The organism is Streptomyces sp. 4F14 (assembly GCF_048159485.1).
In the GTDB taxonomy this organism is placed as follows: domain Bacteria; phylum Actinomycetota; class Actinomycetes; order Streptomycetales; family Streptomycetaceae; genus Streptomyces.
Genome location: NZ_JBLRVY010000005.1, coordinates 315,993 through 330,104 on the forward strand (window position 1 = coordinate 315,993; position 14,112 = coordinate 330,104).

Here is a 14,112-nt window from a genome sequence, read left to right on the forward strand (position 1 = left end):
CGCTACCCATCGGCCGACTTGCCACCCGAACGAGGGGACCCTACCGCCGCTCCCGCCTTGACGCCCCCGTCCTTCGCGGACGACGGTGCCTCGAAAGACTCCAACGCCTCAAGGACGTCCTGGACACGGGAGATCTCCGCCTGGATGTCCTCGCGCCGCCGGACCAGCACCTCCAGCTCGCGCTTGCCCTCCTCGACGCTGCGCATCGCCTCGCGGATCGCCTCGGCCTTCAACTCCTCGGCCTCGCGCACCAGCTGAGCCTTCTTCAGCTCGGCCTCCTTGAGCAGGCCCTCCGCCTTCTTGACGGCGGCGATCCGGACCTTGCCCGCCTCGGAGTTGGCCTCGGACACCAGCTCCTTGGCCTTCGCCTGGGCCTTGTTGAGCTGTTCCTCGGCGGCCGTGATGAGCGCGTCGCAGCGGTCGCCGGTCGCCTTCATCGTCTCGGCGGCCTCGCGCCGGGCACGGTCGTGCAACTCTTCGATCTCGGTCGTGATGCGCTCGCGCAGCTCCTCCGCGCGCTCCCTTATCGCCGTCGCGTCCCGGCGCGCGCCGACCAGCAGCTCGTCCGCGTCCGTACGGGCCCGCTCCACCCGGGAGTTGCCCTCGACGGTCGCGTCCCCGATCAGCCGCTCGGCCTCCGTGCGGGCCGCCCCGACCATCGAGTCCGCGCGCTCCTCGGCGTCGGCGGTCGTCTTCAGCGCCTGCTCCTGCGCCTCCGCGAGGAGCTTGTCGACCTCGGCGGTCGTCTCCGTGATGAGCGTGTCGACCTGCTCGGCCGCCTCGGAACGCCGCTTGTTGGCCTCCCGGCGCACCTCGTCCAGCGTCCGGTCGGCCTCCTCGCGCGCCGAGCTGACGAGCCGTTCGGCCTCCGCCTCCGCCTCCGCACGCTGCCGCGCCGACTCCGCGCGCATCCGCTCCGCGTGCTGCTGGGCCGAACCGACCGTCTCCGAGGCCTCCGCGCGCATCCGCTCGGCGTCCGCGTGGGCGTCGCCGCGCACCCGGTCCACCTCGGCCGCCGTCTCCATCTGGAGCCGCTCGGCCTCCGCGAGGGTCTCCGACTGGAGCCGCTCCGCCTCGCTGCGCGCCTCCGTGATGAGGGTGTCGGCCTGCGTCGCCGCGTCCGACCGCATCCGGTTGGCGTCCTCGCGGGCCTCCGCCCGGGTCCGCGTCGCGTCCTGGTCGGCCTGCGCGATCGTGTCCGACGCCTCGGTGCGCACCCGCTGGGCGTGCGCCGCCGTCTCCGTACGCAGCCGCTCGGCCTCCGCGATGGCCTCGCCGACCGTCCGCTCGGCGAGCGCCTGCGCGGCCTCCGAGTCGTCCCGCGACTGCTGCCGCACCCGGGAGGCGTCCTCGGTGGCCCGCTCCCGCTCGGCGTACGCGTCGGCGCGGACCCGGTCCGCCTCCTCCTCGGCCTCCCGGCGGGTACGGTCCGCCGCGTGCTCGGCGGCCGAGCGCAGGCCGGTGATCTCCTCCTGCGCCTGCTCGTGGAGCCCCGCGACCGAGTCGCGGACCTGCTGGGCGTGCTGCTCGGCGGCGGCGACCATCTCCGAGGCCCGCCGGTCCGCCTCCTCGACCAGCCGGACCGCCTCGGTCTGCGCCTCCTCGACGCGCTTGCGCGCCGACGCGAGGAGCTCCTCGCTCTGCTCGCGGGCCCGCTCCCGCTCCTGGTCGGCCTCGGCACGCGCCGTACCGAGCGTCTCCTCGGCCTCACGACGGCGCCGTACGGCCTCGTCCTGCGCGGCGGCGAGCGCGTCCGACGCCTCCTCGGCGAGCCGCTCGGCGGCGGCCTGCGCCTCGGCGCGCACCCGGTTCGCGGTGTCCTGCGCCTCCTGCTTGAGCCGCTCCGCCTCGGCCGCGGCCTCCGAGCGCAGCCGTACGGCGATGGACTCGCCCTCGGCGCGGGACGCCGACGCGTCGGCGGCGGCCTCGGTCCGCAGCCGGTCCGCCTCGTCGGCGGCCTGCTGCTGCAGCGTACGGATCCGCTCGGCGGACTCCGCGCGCAGCCGGTCGTTCTCCTCGGAGGTCTCGCGGCGGATCCGCGCCGCCTCCTCGCGGGCCTCGGTGAGGGCCTGCTCGGCGGAGGCGAGCCGGGTCTCCGCCTCGGTGTGCAGCCGGGTCAGCTCCTCGGCCGCCTCGGTCTGCCGGGCCGCTATGGCGCGCTCGGCCTCGGCGCGGGTCTCGCGGGCCGCGTCCTCCGCGTTCGCGGTGATCGTCTCGGCGAGCCCGACCGCCTCGTCGCGCTGGCGCTCGGCCTCGGCACGGGTGCGCTCAAGCGTTTCCTCGGCCTGCCGGCGCAGGGACGTCGCCCGCTCGATGGCCTCGGTGCGGACCTTCTCGCTGTCCGTCGTCGCCTTCTGGCGCAGCTCGTCCGCGTCGGCCTTCGCCTTGGACAGCAGCTCCTCGGCGCTCTTCGCGGCCTCCTCGATCTGCTGGACGGCCTCCTTGCGGGCCTCCGCGCGGATCTTCTCGCCCTCGGCGACCGCCTCGGACCTGAGCTGCTCGGCCTCGCCGCGCAGCCGCCGCGCCTCCTCCTGGAGCTCGACGGTCTTGGCGCGGTACTCCTTCGTGTCGTCCTTCGCGGAGCCCTTGAGCTGCTCGGCGATGTCGTGCGCCTCGGCGCGCAGCCGGTCCGCCTCGGCCTCGGCCTCGGTACGGACGCGCTCGGCCTCCTCGGCGGCGGCCGTGATCGTCCCGCGCGCCTCTTCCTGCGCCTTGTTGAGGACGTCCTCGGCGGTCTTCGCGGCCTTCGACAGCTGGGTCGCCGACTCCTCGGCGGTGATCGTGCGGGCCTTCTCGGACGCCTCGGCGACGATCTTCTCGGCCTCGGCGCGGGCGTCCGCGACGACCTGCTCGGCGTCCGACTTCGTCGCCTCGGCCTCTTTGGTGGCCTCGCTGACCAGCCGCGCCACCTGCTCCTTCGCGGTGCGCGTGCGCTGCTCGTTCGCCGACTCGGCGCTGGAGAGGGCCTTCTCGGCGGCCGTCTGCGCCTCGGAGAGGAGCTTCTCCGCCTCGGCCTGCGCCTTGCGCAGCGCCTCCTCGGCGTCCGCCATCCGCTGCTCGGCCGCCCGCGACAGCTCCCCGGCCTGCCGCCGCGCCGCGTCCGACTCCGACACCGTCGACGTACGGAGCTGCTCCGCGTGGTCGGTGGCCTCCTGGGCCTGCGCGCCCGCCGCGTTCAGCAGCCGCTCCGCGTCCGCGCGGGCCCGCAGCACGATCTGCTCGGCCTCCGTACGGGCCGTCTCCGCGTCGCTGGTGAGGCGCTGGCGGGCCTCGTTGGTCAGGCGCTCCGCCTCGGCGCGGGCCGTCGCGAGGGCCTGCTCGGCCTCGGCGCGCGACTCGTCCATCAGCCGGCGGGCCTGCGCCTCCGAACGGGCGCGCAGCTGCTCCGCCCAGGCCACGTTCTCGTTGACGTGCGACTCGACGGTCTGGCGGCGCTCCGCCAGCTCCTGGTCGAGCTGCTGGCGCCGGGTGACCGCCTCCTGGTGCAGCTCCGCCTGGAGCCGGGCCGCGTTCTCCGCGTGCTCCTGGAGGATGCGCTGGGTCTGCGCCCGCGCCTGGCTCAACTCGCGCTCGGCGTCCTGGCGCAACTGGTCGGCCTGCATCTGCGCGTTCCGCAGCAGCTGCTCGGCCTGGTAGTTGAGGTCGCCTCCGTCGAAGGCGGGCCGGGTCATGATGGTGCGCCGCGCCTCGTGCAGCTTGGCGCGCAGCACCTCGACCTGGTAGCCGAGGTCCTCGGCGTGCTGGATCGCCTTTTCCCGCTCGGTCTTCAGCCGTTTCATCTCGGCTTCGAACCGAGTGAGGTGGTCGACGTCAGCCGCCGGCTCTCGCTCCTGGCTCTCGTAGCCCCGCACTGCGCGGTCCCATCCGTCCCCTGGTCGCAAGCTTGTCCAACGAGCTCCCGTCCATCCGCCGGACGGGGCCCCCGGGGAATGGTGTCAGATCATCGGCGGACCCCGGACCCCGGCATAGCGGTTGCCCCACCCTGCGGCGGGCAACCGCCCCCAACCCTACCGGCCCTTATGTACGTGGGTCAGTGCTCGTCGGACTCAACAGGGGCCGAAGTGACCAGTTCTGTGAGCACACCGTGGCAATCCTTGGGGTGCAGAAAGGTGATCCGTGACCCCATGGAACCGCGCCGGGGCTCTTCGTAGAGGACCCGTACGCCCTTGTCCCGGACGGCCTCCGAGTCCGCGTCGACGTCCGCCGTCCCGAAGGCGATGTGGTGGACACCCTCACCGTTCTTGTCCAGCCACTTCGCCACCGTGGATTCCGGGCGGATCGGCTCCAGGAGCTGGAGGTAGGAGGCGCCGCCGTCCGACGTATCGTTGATCTTGAGCATGGCCTCGCGCACGCCCTGCTCCTCGTTGACCTCGGTGTGGAAGACCTCGAAACCGTAGGTCGCGCGGTAGAACTCGACGGTCGCGTCGAGGTCGTGGCAGGCGATCCCGATGTGGTCGATTCGCGTCAGCATGGGTTCAGTGGAGCGCTGAAAGGGTGGTTGTGCAACGTGCGGGCGATCACATCGACGGCCGGGTGACGCGGTGACCTACTCCTCAGTACTTTGTCGGTAAACCCTCGTTCACATTCCTCGGCCCGTGCGGGGCCGGTAAGGGGATCGCAGCTCATGACCACATCAGTGATCGTCGCAGGTGCGCGCACTCCCATGGGGCGCCTCCTGGGCTCCCTCAAGTCGTTCTCCGGGGCCGACCTCGGCGGCATCGCGATCAAGGCCGCCCTCGACCGGGCCGGTATCGCCGGCGACCAGGTCCAGTACGTGATCATGGGCCAGGTCCTCCAGGCCGGCGCCGGGCAGATCCCGGCCCGCCAGGCCGCCGTCAAGGCCGGCATCCCCTTGAGCGTCCCCGCGCTCACCGTCAACAAGGTCTGCCTCTCCGGGCTCGACGCGATCGCCCTCGCCGACCAGCTCATCCGCGCCGGCGAGTTCGACATCGTCGTCGCCGGCGGCCAGGAGTCCATGACCAACGCGCCCCACCTGCTGCCCAAGTCCCGCGAGGGCTACAAGTACGGCTCCGTCGAGATGCTCGACGCGATGGCCCACGACGGGCTCACCGACGCGTACGAGGGCATCGCCATGGGCGAGTCCACGGAGAAGCACAACACCCGGCTCGGGCTCGGCCGCGAGGAGCAGGACGCCGTCGCCGCGCTCTCCCACCAGCGGGCCGCCGCCGCGCAGAAGAACGGCCTGTTCGAGGCCGAGATCACGCCCGTCGAGGTCCCGCAGCGCAAGGGCGACCCGATCCTGTTCACCCAGGACGAGGGGATCCGCGCCGACACCACCGTCGAGATCCTCGCCAAGCTGCGGCCCGCGTTCGGCAAGGACGGCACGATCACGCCCGGCACCTCTTCCCAGCTCTCCGACGGCGCCGCCGCCGTCGTCGTCATGAGCAAGGCGAAGGCCCAGGAACTCGGGCTGGAGTGGATCGCCGAGATCGGGGCGCACGGGAACGTCGCCGGGCCCGACAACAGCCTCCACTCCCAGCCGTCGCGCGCGATCCTGCACGCCCTCGGCCGCGAGGGTCTTGAGGTGTCCGACCTGGACCTCATCGAGATCAACGAGGCGTTCGCCGCCGTCACCGTGCAGTCCATGAAGGACCTCGGGGTGTCGCCGGAAATGGTGAACGTCAACGGCGGCGCGATGGCCCTCGGCCACCCGATCGGCATGTCCGGCGCACGCCTCGTCCTGCACCTGGCGCTGGAGCTGAAGCGGCGCGGGGGCGGCGTCGGGGCGGCGGCGCTGTGCGGCGGTGGCGGGCAGGGCGACGCGCTGATCGTGCGCGTGCCGAAGGCGTGAGGTCTGTACGTTTCTGTACGTTGATGAGGTTGCCGGTCCGATGATCTGATCGCCGGACCGTCGGACCGTCGGCGGCCCTCCCGAACGGAGCTGTGATGCAGGACGTCCCCTCCCTGATCGCCCAGGCCAGAGAAGGCCGGCCGCGTGCCGTGGCCCGCCTGATCTCCCTGGTCGAGGGGGCGTCCCCGCAGCTCCGGGAGGTCATGGCGGCGCTCGCCCCGCTCACCGGCGGCGCGTACGTCGTCGGCCTCACCGGCTCGCCCGGCGTCGGCAAGTCCACGTCCACGTCCGCGCTGGTCAGCGCGTACCGGCGACAGGGGAAGCGGGTCGGCGTCCTCGCCGTCGACCCGTCCTCGCCGTTCTCCGGCGGGGCCCTGCTCGGGGACCGCGTCCGGATGTCCGACCACGCCTCCGACCCCGGCGTCTACATCCGCTCCATGGCCACCCGAGGCCACCTCGGCGGCCTCGCCTGGGCCGCGCCCCAGGCGATCAGGGTCCTGGACGCCGCCGGGTGCGACATCGTCCTCGTCGAGACGGTCGGCGTCGGCCAGTCCGAGGTCGAGATCGCCGCCCAGGCCGACACCTCCGTCGTCCTCCTCGCCCCCGGCATGGGCGACGGCATCCAGGCGGCCAAGGCCGGAATCCTGGAGATCGGCGACATCTACGTCGTCAACAAGGCCGACCGCGACGGCGCCGACACGACCGCCCGCGAACTGAACCACATGCTGGGCCTCGGCGAATCCCGCGCCCCGGGCGACTGGCGCCCCTCCATCGTCAAAACCGTCGCCTCCCGGGGCGAAGGCATCGACGAGTTGATCGAGGCCCTGGAGAAACACCGGACCTGGATGGAGGAGCGGGGAGTACTGGCCGCCCGCCGCCGCTCCCGCGCGGCCCACGAGATCGAGATGATCGCGGTGACGTCCCTGCGGGAACGCATCGGTGACCTGCGGGGTGACCGCCGGGTCGACCTCCTCGCGGAACGCGTCGTCTCTGGCGAACTGGACCCGTACGGAGCGGCCGACGAACTGGTGGCAGGGATCACATCGACCTGACCGCGCGTCAGCGGCTCTAGTCCCCTGAGGATCCGAAGATTCCCAGGTGGGTCGGCTTGTCGTCGGAGTACAGGACGACGTAGCAGCCGCTCCACGGCGTCCGGCACTCGCCCAGCAGGCTCTGCTCGTACTCCTCGTGGCTCGTGGCCCTGTCGGCGGTGGCGACGAGTTCCTCGTACTGCTCGACCGACGGGCGGTCCGTGCCGAAGTGGTGTGTCACGCGGCCGGGAGCCAGGGGGCGCAGGGTGCCGGAGCGCGTCGATGGGGTGTCCGTGATGATCACCCTGTCGATGTCGAGGATCGTGTGCGTGCCTTCGGTCCCCATGAACTCCGCGTCCTCGTAGAGGTCCTCCAGGCTCCGGTAACGGTCGCTGTCGCCGTACTCCGTCTCGAACACCCTGGTCCGCAACGCCGTCAAGGCCGCCACGACGTCGCCGTCGTACCTGGTGACGTAGTCCCATCCGCTGGCACCCATCGGGCCGCCCCTCCCTGAAGACCGTGGAGGGGCGAACGTTAGCGGTGGGGACTGACATCCGCCGGCCGGAGCTCAGTCCTCCCGGTCCGCCGTGACCGTCCCGGTCTTCGCGTTCACGTTCCAGTCCCGCTCCTTGCCCTGGGCGTCGTGGGTCTCGACCTCCCAGATGCCGCTGTGGTCCTCGTCGAAGTCGACGGAGAGGACCGTGCCCTTGGGGGCGGCGGCGTCGGCGGCCTGGCGGGCGGTGAGGCCCTGGGGGGTGCGGTCGCGGTCGGGGTCGGTGTGGGTGGCGAGGACCTTGCCGGTGGCGGGGTCGAGGTGGAGTTCGTACGTCTTCGCGTCCGCGCCGAGGATCTCGACCTCCCAGTCCCGGTCGCCGTCATCGTCGTCGGTGTCGAGGCCGGCGGAGAGGACCGTGCCGGGGCGGGCCGCGAGGGCGGCGTCGATGGCCTGGGCGATGGTGAGGTGGGAGGTGGTGACCGTGGGGCGGGCGGCCGTGTCGGTCCGGTCCGTGTCGTCGGTGTCGTCCGTGCCGTTCACCCGGTCCGTGTCGTCCGTGTCGTCCGCCTGCGCAGCGACCCGCACATGCTGCGCCCCCTCGCGGGACTCCCCGCCCCGGGACCCGTCGTTCGTGAGGGCGAGGGCCGTGCCTCCCGCGAGGACCGCGCTCACGGCGACGGCGGCGATGGCGATGCTGCGCTTCATGGGGTTCCTCCTGGGGTTCGTTGCGACGTGGTCCACACTCGCCGACCGACCCTGAAGGCAACCTGAAGCCACCTGAAGGGATCTTCAGCTTCGGTTTGCCACCCTGTACGCATGCGTCTGTTGATCGTGGAGGACGAGAAGCGCCTCGCCCTGTCGCTGGCCAGGGGCCTGACCGCCGAGGGCTACGCCGTGGACGTCGTCCACGACGGCCGCGAGGGCCTGCACCGCGCGACGGAGGGCGCCTACGACCTGCTGATCCTCGACATCATGCTCCCCGGCATGAACGGCTACCGCGTCTGCGCGACCCTGCGCGCGGCCGGCCACGACGTCCCGATCCTGATGCTGACGGCGAAGGACGGGGAGTACGACGAGGCGGAGGGCCTGGACACGGGCGCGGACGACTACCTGACGAAACCGTTCTCGTACGTCGTCCTGGTCGCCCGCGTGAAGGCGCTCCTGCGCAGACGCTCCCGCCCGGGCGCCTCCCCCGTCCACACGGTCGGCGACCTCAGAGTCGACACGGCCACCCGCCGAGTCCACTTCAGGGACACCGAAGTCCCCCTGACCGCAAAGGAGTTCGCCGTCCTGGAACACCTGGCCCGGCGCCCCGGCGAGGTCGTCTCCAAGGCGGAGATCCTGGACCACGTCTGGGACTTCGCGTACGACGGCGACCCCAACATCGTGGAGGTGTACGTCAGTTCGCTGCGCCGCAAACTGGACCCGGCACTCATCGGCACGGTACGCGGCGCCGGTTACCGCCTGGAGGCGAGCCGATGAGACCCCGCTCGGTCCGCGCCCGCACGACCCTCGCGGCGACCTCGGTCGTGGCCCTGGCCCTGCTCGCGGCGGGCGCGGTCGTCGTCCTGTCGCTGTGGACGAACCTGCGCGGCCAGGCCGACGACGACGCGGAGCGCACGGCCCGCACGGTCGCGGCACGCCTGGCGGCGGGGACGCCGTACGGCCGGCTGGACCTGGACGACGACGTGCCGGTCGTGGTCGAGGCGGCGAACGGCGCGGTGGTCGCGAAGAACGAGGAACTGACCTACGTCACCTCGAAGTTCGGCGACCCGGCCGAGGCGGACGACCTCGACGCGGGGGAGACCGGGGACGTCACCCACTCCTCCGGCTCGGCCACGCTCGACGGCGACACCGGGGACTACCGTTTCGCGTCCCTGACCGTCGCCACCCCCGCCGAGGGCCTGCTGACCGTCCGCGCGGGCGCCCCCCTGGCCACCGAACAGTCCGCCGTACGCACCGCGTTGACGGTCCTGCTGATCGTGCTGCCGCTGCTGCTGGGGCTCGTCGCGGGCGTCACCTGGCTGGTCACCCGGCGTGCGTTGCGCCCGGTGGAGGGCATCCGCCGGGAGCTGGCGGCGATCACGGCCTCGCAGAACCTGTCGCGCCGCGTCCCGGAACCGGACGCGTGGGACGAGGTCGGCAGGCTGGCCCGGACGACGAACGAGACGCTGGCCGCGCTGGAGGCGTCGGTGGACCGCCAGCGGCGTTTCGTGGCCGACGCCTCCCACGAACTCCGCAGCCCCATCGCCTCGTTGCGCACGCAGCTCGAAGTGGCCGCCGCGCACCCGGAGTTGCTGGACCTGGACGGCGCGGTGGAGGACACGGTCCGCCTCCAGCACCTCGCCGCCGACCTCCTGCTGCTGGCCCGCCTGGACGCGGGGGAGACCCCGCAGCGCACCCCGGTCGACCTGGGCGCGCTGGCGCGGGAGGGGGCGCAGGGCCGCGAGAAGGTGCGCGTCGACACGGCACCCGGCGTCGAAGTCACCGGCTCCCGCGGCCAGTTGGCGCGTGTCCTGGCCAACCTCCTGGACAACGCGGCACGGCACACCCGGACGACGATCGAGGTGACGGTCCGCCGGGACGGCGACGACGCGGTCCTCACCGTCGCCGACGACGGCCCGGGAGTGCCGGACGCGGACCGGGAGCGGATCTTCGAACGGTTCGTCCGCCTCGACGACGCCCGCAGCCGCGACGACGGAGGCGCCGGGCTGGGGCTGGCGATCGCCCGGGACATCGCCGTACGCCATGGCGGGACCCTCGGGGTCCTGGAGGGCTCGGTGTTCGAACTCAGGCTGCCCGTAAGGGGCTAGGGCCGCGTGGGGTCAGGGCCGGCCGCGGTTCTCGCGGAGGTGGTTCGAGACCGGGCCGAGGGCCTTGCTGAGCTGCTGCATCGACTCGGTGTCGAGGAGGTCGATGAAGTGGCGGCGGACGGAGGCGACATGGTGCGGGGCGACCTGGCGCATCACTCCGAGGCCGTGGTCGGTGAGGACCGCGTACAGCCCGCGCCGGTCGGACTCGCAGTTCTCCCGGCGGACCAGGTCCGAGTTCTCCATGCGGGTGATCTGGTGGGAGAGGCGGCTCTTGGACTGGAGGGTGGCGGCGGCGAGGTCGCTCATCCGCATACGGACGTCGGGGGACTCGGAAAGGTTGACCAGGATCTCGTAGTCGTTCATCGTCAGCCCGAACGGCTGGAGATCCTTCTCCAGCTGGTGCATCAACAGCCTGTTGACCTCCAGCTGGGTGCGCCAGGCGCACTGCTCCGCTTCGGTCAGCCAGCGCGTGGCCGTCTCGGTCTCCATAAAAGAAGTCTACCTAAAAAGTTGAAATGTTAATGAGAAGAGTGTGACGGCGCGCACCCGTTCGACGTCACACTCCGCAGGTTACCGCTCACAGCCCGAAGCGACGCTGGAGATCGCCGAGCTGTCCGGGAAGGCGCTGCTGCCCGCCGTGCCCTTGGCCGGGGTGTGCCCCGCCGCCCGGTACGCCCGGTTCGCTCGGCACCATCCCCGTCGCCTGCTCCGCCATCAGCGCCTCCGACGACTGGAGCAGCACCGTCCCCGCGCCGACGAACTCGAACTGGTGCTCCTCGCCCGAGGCGCCGCCCAGGCCCGTCATCGCACGTAGACCGCCCATGAGGCCCGTCATGTAGCCGTGGTCGTAGTGGTGGCACGGCGAGGGGCAGTCCGCCCAGCCCACCAGCGCCTGCGGGTCCACCCGGATCGGCGGCTCCATGAACACCACCGGCCCGTTGGACGCGGCGACGAACTTGCCCGTCCCGATCAGCGTCAGGAACCCCGGCACGATCGACTGCTTGAGGGCCAAACTTGGCTGAAAGGCGAGGAGGTTGCCGGAGCGAATGGTCAGATTGCCGTCCTCCAGGTCGAACGAGTTCACGTCGAACGCCCGGTCCGCGAGGAGCATCTTGCCCGAGCCCTCCGCCACCACCCAGTCACTCGCGTGCAGAGGCGAATGGAACGACGTCCGCACCAGACGGTCCAGACGGCCGTGCCCGATGCCGTTGAAGTCGATCGACCCGTAGTAGGCGACCATCTTCCCCTTCTGCAGGAACCACTGGCTCCCCTTCAGCTCCACGCAGAAGGTGTACGAGTTGACGTTGTCGTCCACCGGCAACGTCATCGGGTCGTAGACCACCGGGCCCGCGCCCGCGTAGTGGCTCACAGCTTCTCCTCCGATGCCTGGACGTACACCGCGCCGTTCCCGCTCAGTTCGAGCTGGAACCCCTCACCGGAACCCCGGCCCACCATGTCCCGCCAGCCGAGGGCCGTCGAGAGCTTGTTGCGTACGTCGCCGTGGTGCGCGACGTACGCCTGCGGGTCGACGTGGACCGGGCGCTGCGGGGTGATCGGCACCTCGAAGACCCCGCCGTGCGCCATCACCGCCACCGCGCCGTGGCCCTTCAGGGTGGTCGTGAACAGGCCCTGCCCGCTGACCTGGCCCCGGACCATGCCCATGACGCCGCCCTGCGACCCCATGAACATCGTGCCCTGCTGGAGCGTCCCCTCGAAGGCGAGCAGGCGGTCCGCCTCCACGTACAGCGTGTCCCCGGCGAGGTTGATCACCTGGACGTGGTGGCCGCCGTGCCCGAACAGGATCGTGCCGCTGCCCTCGACCGTCATCAAAGGGGTGTCCTCGTTCGCCAGGCGGCGGCCCAGCATCGACATCACCCCGCCCTGGCCGCCCTGCATGTTCGGCGTGAACGACACCTCGCCCTTGTACGCGAGCATCGCGCCGCGCTGGCTGAACAGGCGCTGGCCGGGGGCGACCGTCGCCTCGACCATCTTGGAGTTGATCTCTCGGAAGGTCATCTCACACGTCCCCCGCGATCGTGTTCCGCTCGGAGGGCTGGATGTACACCAGGCCGTCCCCCTCGAAGCGGATCTGGAATGCCTCGCCGCCGCCCTCGCCCATGAACGTGCGGAACGTCACACCCGCCTGGAAGGACTGGCGGAGGTTGCCCTGATGCGCGACGTACGCCCCGGGGTCGACGGTCAGGGGGTACTGGGGAGTGACCCGGAGGACCACCGCCGGGCCGTCCGACGTGATCGCCGCCTGGCCGTGGCCCTCGACGGTCGTCGTGAACAGGCCGTTGCCCTGCGAGGCGCCGCGCAGGCCCGTGAACGTCGTACCCGTTCTGAGCCCGGCGTCCGTCGCGAGCAGGTTGCTCGACTCGACGTACAGCTTGTCCCCCTGGAGAGCTACGAGGTTGATCTCCGAGGCGCGGTCCGCGAACCAGCAGACGCCGTGCCCCTTCACCTCCATCACCGTCATCTGCTCGCCGGTCAGCCGCCGGGTCACCATCCCGCGCAGACCCTCACCGCCCCCCGAGAGCTTCTTGAACGCCATCTGGCCGTCGTACGCGACCATCGAGCCGTTCTTGGCCTTCACGCCGTCGCCGGTCATCTCTACGGCCAGCACCTTGCTGCCTTGCAGTCGGAACATCGCCACGACGCCGAAGGTATCCGCTCGGGGGGTGGAGAGAACAGGTCCCACGGGTGGATATCGGGTGGATCCCCACCCTGAAAGAACCCCGAGGTGGGGGGTTTGCCACAATGGACGAACGCTTGTGCGTGCGTTCACAAGGCGCGCGCCAGGTGTGCGACGCAAACCGCCAGCTCAGCACCGTGATGACCCCCTTCTTTAAGGTGACCCCGTGGACCTGAAGACAGCCTCCGCCCTCCGCCGCCTGCGCCTGGTCTCCGCCCCCGAGGCCATCTCGTTCCTGCTCCTGCTCGTGTGCTCCGTCCTCAAGCGGACCACCGACTTCAACGCGGTACCGGTCATGGGCATGGTCCACGGCGTGCTGTTCATCCTGTACGTGATCTTCTGGGCCGACGCCTGGAACCGCACGAAGTGGCCCCTCAAGACGGGCCTCCTCTACTTCGTCCTCTCCGTCCTGCCCCTCGGCGGCTTCTTCGCCGAGCGCAAGCTGCGCCGCGAGGCCGAGGACGCGGTCATCGCCTCCCGCGCGCGCCAGGAAGGTGTCGTGAGCGCATGATCGTCGCCTTCTCCGTCACCCCCCTCGGCGTCGGCGAGGAAGTGGGCGAGTACGTCGCCGACGCGGTCCGCGTCGTCCGCGAGTCCGGCCTCCCGAATCGCACCGACGCCATGTTCACGTCCATCGAGGGCGAGTGGGACGAGGTCATGGACGTCGTCAAGCGAGCCGTCGCCGCCGTCGAGGAACGCGCCCCCCGCGTCTCCCTGGTCCTCAAGGCCGACATCCGCCCCGGCATCACGGACGGCCTCACGTCCAAGGTGGAAACGGTCGAACGCCACCTCGCCGGCTAGATGTACGCCCGGATCTGCCGTACGGGATGCCCGAGCGCCTCGGCGAGAGCGGCCAGCTCACCGTCCTCGAACCACCGCTCGGCATCCCACACGGCGATCCGGAACCGCGCGAACCCGCACGGGTAGTCGTAGTCGAGGCTGTCGAGGGGGAGTACGGCTCCGCAGCAGGGTACGGCGACGTCGAGGCTGGTGAACCCGGTCTCGCTGTGCTCCTCCTCCAGCTCGAACCACCAGTCGAGGTCGATCTCCTCGCCGCATGCCGGGCACCCGATGCGATCGAGGTTCTGCCCGCTGCTGAAGGCGGTGACGGTGTCGGACCGCGTCGTCTCGACGTACGTCGCGGAGCCTTCGGGGAACCAGGAGGCGACGAGCGCGTGGGTGCGTTCGGCGGCCTTCTTGTCGGGCTGCCAGCGGGGGTCGGCCGGGATGACGGACAGCACGTCTTGACTCATGCGGGCACCTTA

15 protein-coding genes are annotated in these 14,112 nt (G+C 71.4%); 6 read left to right on the forward strand and 9 right to left on the reverse strand.

All coding sequences use genetic code 11. The annotated features are described in order from the left end of the window. Positions 1-2: 2 nt before the first annotated feature. Together scy and mce are read right to left on the reverse strand one after the other, a co-directional pair. A complete protein-coding gene (scy, locus tag ACLZOT_RS10815) occupies positions 3-3,851 on the reverse strand; it encodes a polarized growth protein Scy (protein WP_416968569.1) in 3,849 nt (1,282 codons plus the stop codon). Between the two features lie 179 nt (positions 3,852-4,030). After that, on the reverse strand, positions 4,031-4,471 hold the full coding sequence (mce, locus tag ACLZOT_RS10820) for a methylmalonyl-CoA epimerase (RefSeq protein WP_416968570.1): 441 nt from the start codon (positions 4,469-4,471) through the stop codon (positions 4,031-4,033). 153 nt (positions 4,472-4,624) lie between these two features. Between mce and ACLZOT_RS10825 the strand changes: the two genes are divergently transcribed. Continuing rightward, positions 4,625-5,812, forward strand: a complete 1,188-nt coding sequence (locus ACLZOT_RS10825; RefSeq protein WP_416968571.1) for an acetyl-CoA C-acetyltransferase — start codon at positions 4,625-4,627, stop codon at positions 5,810-5,812. A 95-nt stretch (positions 5,813-5,907) separates the two neighbouring features. Further along, positions 5,908-6,864: a methylmalonyl Co-A mutase-associated GTPase MeaB gene (meaB, locus tag ACLZOT_RS10830; RefSeq protein ID WP_416968572.1), complete on the forward strand. Its 957-nt coding sequence runs from the start codon at positions 5,908-5,910 to the stop codon at positions 6,862-6,864. Positions 6,865-6,880: 16 nt separating this feature from the next. Here meaB and ACLZOT_RS10835 read toward each other — a convergent pair whose 3' ends face one another. Both ACLZOT_RS10835 and ACLZOT_RS10840 read right to left on the reverse strand, forming a co-directional pair. Then, a complete protein-coding gene (locus ACLZOT_RS10835; RefSeq protein WP_416968573.1) occupies positions 6,881-7,339 on the reverse strand; it encodes a hypothetical protein in 459 nt (152 codons plus the stop codon). 72 nt (positions 7,340-7,411) lie between these two features. Next, positions 7,412-8,044, reverse strand: a complete 633-nt coding sequence (locus ACLZOT_RS10840; RefSeq protein ID WP_416968574.1) for a PepSY domain-containing protein — start codon at positions 8,042-8,044, stop codon at positions 7,412-7,414. Between the two features lie 111 nt (positions 8,045-8,155). On the opposite strand from ACLZOT_RS10840, the gene ACLZOT_RS10845 reads away from it, so the two are divergent. Further along, complete coding sequence (locus tag ACLZOT_RS10845; RefSeq protein WP_416968575.1) at positions 8,156-8,821, forward strand: response regulator transcription factor; 666 nt, start codon at positions 8,156-8,158, stop codon at positions 8,819-8,821. Beyond that, complete coding sequence (locus ACLZOT_RS10850; RefSeq protein ID WP_416968576.1) at positions 8,818-10,152, forward strand: sensor histidine kinase; 1,335 nt, start codon at positions 8,818-8,820, stop codon at positions 10,150-10,152. Before ACLZOT_RS10845 ends, ACLZOT_RS10850 begins: the two co-directional genes overlap by 4 nt. 12 nt (positions 10,153-10,164) lie before the next feature. On the opposite strand, the gene ACLZOT_RS10855 is transcribed toward ACLZOT_RS10850, so the two are convergent. The 4 genes from ACLZOT_RS10855 to ACLZOT_RS10870 all read right to left on the reverse strand — a co-directional run bounded on the left by ACLZOT_RS10855 (position 10,165) and on the right by ACLZOT_RS10870 (position 12,802). Beyond that, positions 10,165-10,641 carry a MarR family winged helix-turn-helix transcriptional regulator gene (locus tag ACLZOT_RS10855; protein ID WP_416968577.1) on the reverse strand — a complete coding sequence of 159 codons (477 nt, stop codon included), beginning with the start codon at positions 10,639-10,641 and terminating at the stop codon, positions 10,165-10,167. Positions 10,642-10,729: 88 nt separating this feature from the next. After that, complete coding sequence (locus tag ACLZOT_RS10860; protein ID WP_416968578.1) at positions 10,730-11,521, reverse strand: AIM24 family protein; 792 nt, start codon at positions 11,519-11,521, stop codon at positions 10,730-10,732. Beyond that, a complete protein-coding gene (locus ACLZOT_RS10865) occupies positions 11,518-12,168 on the reverse strand; it encodes an AIM24 family protein (protein ID WP_416968579.1) in 651 nt (216 codons plus the stop codon). The genes ACLZOT_RS10860 and ACLZOT_RS10865 overlap by 4 nt, the downstream gene beginning before the upstream one ends. Before the next feature lies 1 nt (position 12,169). Beyond that, on the reverse strand, positions 12,170-12,802 hold the full coding sequence (locus ACLZOT_RS10870) for an AIM24 family protein (protein WP_416968680.1): 633 nt from the start codon (positions 12,800-12,802) through the stop codon (positions 12,170-12,172). Positions 12,803-13,013: 211 nt separating this feature from the next. On the opposite strand from ACLZOT_RS10870, the gene ACLZOT_RS10875 reads away from it, so the two are divergent. Both ACLZOT_RS10875 and ACLZOT_RS10880 read left to right on the forward strand, forming a co-directional pair. Further along, entirely contained in the window at positions 13,014-13,358 is a 345-nt protein-coding gene (locus ACLZOT_RS10875) for a DUF3817 domain-containing protein (RefSeq protein WP_416968580.1), read from the forward strand. After that, positions 13,355-13,648 carry an MTH1187 family thiamine-binding protein gene (locus tag ACLZOT_RS10880; protein WP_416968581.1) on the forward strand — a complete coding sequence of 98 codons (294 nt, stop codon included), beginning with the start codon at positions 13,355-13,357 and terminating at the stop codon, positions 13,646-13,648. The genes ACLZOT_RS10875 and ACLZOT_RS10880 overlap by 4 nt, the downstream gene beginning before the upstream one ends. Here the strand turns inward: ACLZOT_RS10880 and ACLZOT_RS10885 are convergent. Continuing rightward, complete coding sequence (locus tag ACLZOT_RS10885; RefSeq protein WP_416968582.1) at positions 13,645-14,100, reverse strand: hypothetical protein; 456 nt, start codon at positions 14,098-14,100, stop codon at positions 13,645-13,647. The genes ACLZOT_RS10880 and ACLZOT_RS10885 overlap by 4 nt on opposite strands. Between the last annotated feature and the right edge of the window lie 12 nt (positions 14,101-14,112).

Excerpts from the sequence above, each read along its gene's own strand:
- ACLZOT_RS10870 (WP_416968680.1), bottom strand. The coding sequence starts at position 12,802 with ATGTTCCGACTGCAAGGCAGCAAGGTGCTGGCCGTAGAGATGACCGGC.
- ACLZOT_RS10850 (WP_416968576.1), top strand. The coding sequence starts at position 8,818 with ATGAGACCCCGCTCGGTCCGCGCCCGCACGACCCTCGCGGCGACCTCG.
- ACLZOT_RS10825 (WP_416968571.1), top strand. The coding sequence starts at position 4,625 with ATGACCACATCAGTGATCGTCGCAGGTGCGCGCACTCCCATGGGGCGC.
- ACLZOT_RS10865 (WP_416968579.1), bottom strand. The coding sequence starts at position 12,168 with ATGACCTTCCGAGAGATCAACTCCAAGATGGTCGAGGCGACGGTCGCC.
- ACLZOT_RS10840 (WP_416968574.1), bottom strand. The coding sequence starts at position 8,044 with ATGAAGCGCAGCATCGCCATCGCCGCCGTCGCCGTGAGCGCGGTCCTC.
- ACLZOT_RS10880 (WP_416968581.1), top strand. The coding sequence starts at position 13,355 with ATGATCGTCGCCTTCTCCGTCACCCCCCTCGGCGTCGGCGAGGAAGTG.
- ACLZOT_RS10835 (WP_416968573.1), bottom strand. The coding sequence starts at position 7,339 with ATGGGTGCCAGCGGATGGGACTACGTCACCAGGTACGACGGCGACGTC.
- ACLZOT_RS10845 (WP_416968575.1), top strand. The coding sequence starts at position 8,156 with ATGCGTCTGTTGATCGTGGAGGACGAGAAGCGCCTCGCCCTGTCGCTG.
- meaB (WP_416968572.1), top strand. The coding sequence starts at position 5,908 with ATGCAGGACGTCCCCTCCCTGATCGCCCAGGCCAGAGAAGGCCGGCCG.
- ACLZOT_RS10885 (WP_416968582.1), bottom strand. The coding sequence starts at position 14,100 with ATGAGTCAAGACGTGCTGTCCGTCATCCCGGCCGACCCCCGCTGGCAG.
- ACLZOT_RS10855 (WP_416968577.1), bottom strand. The coding sequence starts at position 10,641 with ATGGAGACCGAGACGGCCACGCGCTGGCTGACCGAAGCGGAGCAGTGC.
- mce (WP_416968570.1), bottom strand. The coding sequence starts at position 4,471 with ATGCTGACGCGAATCGACCACATCGGGATCGCCTGCCACGACCTCGAC.